The organism is Streptomyces sp., from assembly GCF_050698815.1.
Taxonomy (GTDB): Bacteria; Actinomycetota; Actinomycetes; order Streptomycetales; family Streptomycetaceae; genus Streptomyces.
In genome coordinates this window covers 1-5,661 of the sequence record NZ_JBOHCV010000007.1, presented here as the reverse complement: position 1 = coordinate 5,661, position 5,661 = coordinate 1, and the positions used below count along the sequence as shown (strand labels likewise).

4 protein-coding genes and 1 pseudogene are annotated in these 5,661 nt (G+C 71.0%); 4 read left to right on the top strand and 1 reads right to left on the bottom strand.

What is annotated here, in order from left to right; genetic code table 11:
- Positions 1 to 127 precede the first annotated feature (127 nt).
- The 4 genes from ACRDP3_RS00140 to sucD all read left to right on the top strand — a co-directional run bounded on the left by ACRDP3_RS00140 (position 128) and on the right by sucD (position 5,191).
- On the top strand, positions 128 to 1,330 hold the full coding sequence (locus ACRDP3_RS00140) for a vWA domain-containing protein (RefSeq protein ID WP_431514705.1): 1,203 nt from the start codon (positions 128 to 130) through the stop codon (positions 1,328 to 1,330).
- A 179-nt stretch (positions 1,331 to 1,509) separates the two neighbouring features.
- Complete coding sequence (locus ACRDP3_RS00135; protein WP_431514704.1) at positions 1,510 to 2,409, top strand: hypothetical protein; 900 nt, start codon at positions 1,510 to 1,512, stop codon at positions 2,407 to 2,409.
- Between the two features lie 694 nt (positions 2,410 to 3,103).
- A complete protein-coding gene (gene sucC / locus ACRDP3_RS00130) occupies positions 3,104 to 4,276 on the top strand; it encodes an ADP-forming succinate--CoA ligase subunit beta (RefSeq protein ID WP_431514703.1) in 1,173 nt (390 codons plus the stop codon).
- Between the two features lie 30 nt (positions 4,277 to 4,306).
- Positions 4,307 to 5,191, top strand: coding sequence for a succinate--CoA ligase subunit alpha (gene sucD, locus ACRDP3_RS00125; protein ID WP_431514702.1), 885 nt, complete (start codon positions 4,307 to 4,309; stop codon positions 5,189 to 5,191).
- A 114-nt stretch (positions 5,192 to 5,305) separates the two neighbouring features.
- On the opposite strand, the pseudogene ACRDP3_RS00120 reads toward sucD, so the two are convergent.
- A pseudogene (locus ACRDP3_RS00120) lies at positions 5,306 to 5,661 on the bottom strand (hypothetical protein); the annotation flags it as partial.

The following is a 5,661-nucleotide window of genomic DNA, read 5'->3' as shown; positions in this document are numbered from 1 at the left end:
GCACCGGAGGGGCTGTCGGGGGAGCGCTGCGCGGCTTCGGTCCCGGCCTGGACCCGGCGCGGGCGGACGCCGTCCTGCCGACGCTGCGGCTGCTGCTGTCCGGTGTAGAACGGGAGGAGACCGTCGCATGAACCATGACGCCCCGGCCGGTCAGGACGCCGCGCGGGAGGAACGGCTGCGCCGTTGGCGGCTGGTGCTCGGCGCGTCGGGCGGCTCCGACGGCACCGGACACGAACTGGACGGCACCGACGCGGACATGGACCGTACGCTCCAGGCTCTCTACGGCAGCCACAGTGGCGCGGGCGGCGCAGGCGGTGAGAAGGGCGCCGGTCGCGGGGCGCGGAGGACCGCCGGGCTCGGCGGTTCGGCGCCCCAAGTGGCCCGCTGGCTGGGTGACATCAGGACGTACTTCCCCAGTTCCGTCGTGCAGGTCATGCAGCGTGACGCCATCGAGCGGCTGGGCCTGTCCGCACTGTTGCTCGAGCCGGAGACGCTGGCGGCCCTCGAGTCGGACGTGCACCTCGTCGGCACACTGCTCTCCCTGACCAAGGCCATGCCGGAGACCAGCAAGGAGACGGCGCGGGTGGTCGTACGGAAGGTGGTCGAGGAGCTGGAGCGGAAGCTCGCCGCCCGTACCCGGGTCACCCTCATTGGTGCGCTCGACCGTTCCGCGAAACTGCACCGCCCGCGCCATCGCGACATCGACTGGGACCGGACGATTCGCGCCAACCTCAGGAACTATCTGCCCGAGCACAGGACGATCGTTCCCGAGCGCCTGATCGGATACGGGCGCGCGTCGCGGGCGGTGAAGAAGGAGGTCGTCCTCTGCGTCGACCAGTCGGGCTCGATGGCGGCCTCCGTCGTGCACGCGTCGGTCTTCGGCGCCGTGCTCGCCTCGATGCGCTCGATCGACACCCGGCTCGTCGTCTTCGACACCAGCGTCGTCGACCTCACCGACGCGCTCGACGATCCGGTCGACGTGCTCTTCGGCGTCCAGCTCGGCGGCGGCACGGACATCAACCGGGCGCTGGCCTACTGCCAGACCCGGATCAGCCGCCCGTCCGAGACCGTCCTCGTTCTCATCAGCGACCTCTGCGAGGGAGGCATCCGCGGCGAGATGCTCAAACGGGTGGCGCAACTCACGGAGGCCGGTGTTCGGTTCGTGACGCTGCTCGCACTGTCCGACGAGGGCGCGCCCGCCTACGACCGCGAGCACGCGGGTGCGCTCGCCGCCCTGGGTGTCCCCGCCTTCGCCTGTACGCCGGACCACTTCCCGGAGGTGATGGCGGCGGCGATCGAGAAGCGGCCGCTGCCCATGCCGGACACCTGAGCGGGGGCTTACGGTCAGGGGACCGCGAGTGAACACTTTGTGACGGCGGTTGCGCGAGAGGCCGGGCATCGTGCGAAAATCTGACTCGTTGTCCGGAACGCAGAGCTCCGGGAAGCCCGTTGTCGCTCCTGAGCAGCCTGCCTCTCCGTCGTCCTCCGGAAGGTCTCCACTTGTCAGCCGTGTCCGCCGTGCCTGCCGCCGTGCGCTTGCCGCGCTCGGTCGCCGCGCGGCGAGCGCTGCTCACGGTGCTCTTCCTCGGCGGCTTCCTCGGCCTCGCCCTCCTGTTCGGCGGCAGCGCGCACGCCGCGTCCGGCCAGGACGGTCCGGGCAGCGGAGCCACGAGCGCGACGGCGGGACTGATCGAGCAGAACGACACCACGGACGAGGCCGCGGACAACACCTCGGACAAGGCCGCGGACAATACTTCGCACGAGGCCGCGGACGACACCTCGCACGAGGCCGCGGACAAGGCCGGGGGCGCCACGCCGAAGGCACAGCGCGCCACGTCCGAGACCGCGCGCAAGGTCATCGATCCGGTGGCGAAGAGCGCCGAGCGCACTGGAGAGATCACCCGGCCGGTCGGCGAAGCGGGCCAGGGCGTCACCGAGCCGGTGCGGCCGGGCGGGCTGACGGAGCGGACCGGCCTTCAGCAGGGCGATGACTCCGGTGCCGGCGGCTCCGCAGCCGACCGGGGTACGGAGACGACGCCGGACGCGTCCGGCACCCGTGCCGGTTACGGCCCCAACGGCCCGGACCGGCCCGCTGCTCACGGCACCGCCGACGCCGAGGCGGCGGACCCGGGGCCGGCGCACCATGCGACGCCGAGCGAGGTCACACACCAGGGCGGCTCCCCGGTGCACCCGCTTCCCCCTGTGCAGCAGGGGCCCGCAGCACCCGCCTCCGGCGGCTCGCCGGGTGCCGGTGACGGCCATGGGCCGCGCGGCGGCCAGCACCAACTCGCCGGTGTGGTCACCGGCATGGAGCACTACGGACCGCTGTGCGCCGCCGGTGCGGTGCGGGCGGCGGAGGGTACGCCGACGCGCGAGCGTTGCGGCGACGTCCTCGAGTTCCCCGGCTGAGGGCAGACCTTCCCCGTCCGCGGAACCCGTACCTGCCACGCGGGGGTGGACAGGTCTGCCCCGCACCCCGAAAGCCTCTGAACTCGAAGGACTTCACCCTCCATGCGTAAGAACATCGGGCGGCGCGCCGGCGCCTGCCCCCACTGAGCCGCCGGCCGTCCCCGCGGTCCGAGCCTGTAGGCATCGGATCGCAGGACGGCTGAGCACAGGAGTGCGGGGTGGCCCTCCCGGGGGGTTGGGCCGCCCCGCACCTCTCCCCACCTGCGGTTCCTGTCCATCGTTCACCGCAACGGAATCGAGACAGCCATGCACCAGAGCAAGAGCGTGCGCCGTGGGTTCGTCGCGTGAGGCCGTGTCCACAGCGTCGTAGGCTGCCCCGCATCCGGACCTGGCTGTTGTGTCCCGGGTCCCGGCTGCGTCCCCCGCACCGTCCGCGCCGGGGGTGCCGGAGGACCTCGTGATCGAGACGGCTGCCGGGCGGTGGGGCGCGTGGGTCCGTTCCGCACTACCCCGGGGAGCGGTTGTGACCGTTGTCACCGCGCCGGTGTGAGCTTGGATTTATGCACCACTGACGGGCGGAGCTAACCTGCAAGGCGGACATGCCGCGTGCCATCCGTGACGCCGCGGCCACGCGGCACGCCCACGCTCACGCTGTCAACGGACGCGATATCACTGATTAAGGGGACGTACGCGCGTGGACCTGTTCGAGTACCAGGCGAGGGACATCTTCGCCAAGCATGACGTACCGGTGCTGGCCGGTGAAGTCATCGACACGCCCGAGGCGGCGCGCGAGGTGACCGAGCGACTCGGCGGCCGCGCGGTCGTCAAGGCGCAGGTGAAGACCGGCGGCCGGGGCAAGGCCGGTGGTGTGAAGCTGGCATCCGACCCGGCCGACGCGGTCGAGAAGGCCACCGCCATCTTGGGCATGGACATCAAGGGCCACACGGTCCAGAAGGTGATGCTGGCCCAGACCGCGGACATCGCGGAGGAGTACTACGTCTCCTTCCTGCTGGACCGCACCAACCGCACCTTCCTCGCCATGGCCTCCGTCGAGGGTGGTGTCGAGATCGAGGAGGTCGCCGCGACGAAGCCCGAGGCGCTCGCGAAGATCCCGGTCGACGCCATCGAGGGCGTGACCGACGCCAAGGCCCGCGAGATCGTCGAGGCCGCGAAGTTCCCGGCCGAGCTCACCGACCAGGTCGTCAACGTCCTGAAGAAGCTGTGGGACGTCTTCGTACGCGAGGACGCGCTGCTCGTCGAGGTGAACCCGCTGGTCAAGACCGGCGACGGCAAGGTCATCGCACTGGACGGCAAGGTGTCGCTCGACGCCAACGCCGAGTTCCGGCAGCCGGACCACGCAGCCTTGGAGGACAAGGCCGCGGCCGACCCGCTCGAGGCGCTGGCCAAGGCCAAGGACCTCAACTACGTCAAGCTCGACGGTCAGGTCGGCATCATCGGCAACGGCGCGGGGCTGGTCATGTCCACCCTGGACGTCGTCGCGTACGCGGGTGAGGCGCACAAGAACGTCAAGCCCGCCAACTTCCTGGACATCGGCGGCGGCGCGTCCGCCGAGGTGATGGCCAACGGCCTGGAGATCATCCTCGGCGACCCCGACGTCAAGTCGGTGTTCGTCAACGTCTTCGGCGGCATCACCGCCTGCGACGCCGTCGCCAACGGCATCGTGCAGGCCCTGGAGCTCCTCAAGAGCAAGGGCGAGGCCGTCGACAAGCCGCTCGTCGTGCGCCTCGACGGCAACAACGCGGAACTGGGTCGCAAGATCCTGACCGACGCGAACCACCCGCTGGTGCAGCAGGTGGACACCATGGACGGCGCGGCAGACCGTGCCGCCGAGCTGGCCGCCAAGTAACCGGACGAAGACCGAGGACACGACACAACCATGGCTATCTTCCTCAACAAGGAAAGCAAGGTCATCGTCCAGGGGATGACCGGCTCCGAGGGCCAGAAGCACACCAAGCGGATGCTGGCCTCCGGTACGAACATCGTCGGCGGCGTGAACCCGCGCAAGGCGGGCACGAAGGTCGACTTCGACGGCGCCGAGGTGCCCGTCTACGGCGGCGTGAAGGAGGCGATGGAGGCCACCGGCGCGGACGTCACCGTCATCTTCGTCCCGCCGAAGTTCTCCAAGGACGCGGTCGTCGAGGCCGTCGACGCGGGCATCGGTCTCGCGGTCGTGATCACCGAGGGCATCACGGTCCATGACACCGCCTACTTCTGGGACTACGCCTCCCAGCGGGGCAACAAGACCCGCATCATCGGCCCGAACTGCCCCGGTCTCATCACCCCGGGCCAGTCCAACGCGGGCATCATCCCGGCCGACATCACCAAGCCCGGCCGCATCGGCCTGGTCTCGAAGTCGGGCACGCTGACGTACCAGATGATGTACGAGCTGCGGGACATCGGCTTCTCGACCGCGGTCGGCATCGGCGGTGACCCGGTCATCGGCACCACGCACATCGACGCGCTCAAGGCGTTCGAGGCGGACCCCGACACCGACCTGATCGTGATGATCGGTGAGATCGGCGGCGACGCCGAGGAGCGGGCGGCCGACTTCATCAAGGAGCACGTGACCAAGCCGGTCGTCGGCTACGTCGCGGGCTTCACCGCGCCCGAGGGCAAGACCATGGGCCACGCGGGCGCCATCGTCTCCGGTTCGTCGGGCACCGCCCAGGCGAAGCAGGAGGCGCTGGAGGCCGCGGGCGTGAAGGTCGGCAAGACGCCGTCCGAGACCGCGCGGCTGGCGCGCGACCTGCTGAGTATCTGAGCAGCCGAGCCGCTGACGGTTCAGCGCGCGCTCGTACGAACGGGCCCGTTCCCTCCCCCCGTGGAGGGAGCGGGCCCGTTCGTTTTCCCGCACGGCGGGAGCACCCGAACCGGCCTAAGCCGTCATCGGCTGCAGCCGCCCGGCCTGCTGGTCCGGCGCGAGCGTCGCGGTCGACGGCTTGGGTACGGGCGGCACCGGCACCCTCCGGCTGTGGTCGGAACCGGCCAGCGTGAACACCGCGGCGCCCACGAGCACTCCGGCCAGGCCGAGCGATGCCCCGGTCCGGTACCACGTGCGACGCGCACCGCGCCGGCGTACGAGTCCTGCGGGCGGCAACAGCGTGGGCTGCGGCGCCGCCAGCTCGCTCACCAGCCGGGCGGTCAGCACCCGGCGCCGGTCCGGCGGCGCGTCGCCCAGCTCGGGCAGCGACTCGGCGAGCGCCGCGCGCGCGTGCCGCAGCCGTTCCGCGG

Excerpts from the sequence above, each read along its gene's own strand:
- ACRDP3_RS00140 (WP_431514705.1), top strand. The coding sequence starts at position 128 with ATGAACCATGACGCCCCGGCCGGTCAGGACGCCGCGCGGGAGGAACGG.
- sucD (WP_431514702.1), top strand. The coding sequence starts at position 4,307 with ATGGCTATCTTCCTCAACAAGGAAAGCAAGGTCATCGTCCAGGGGATG.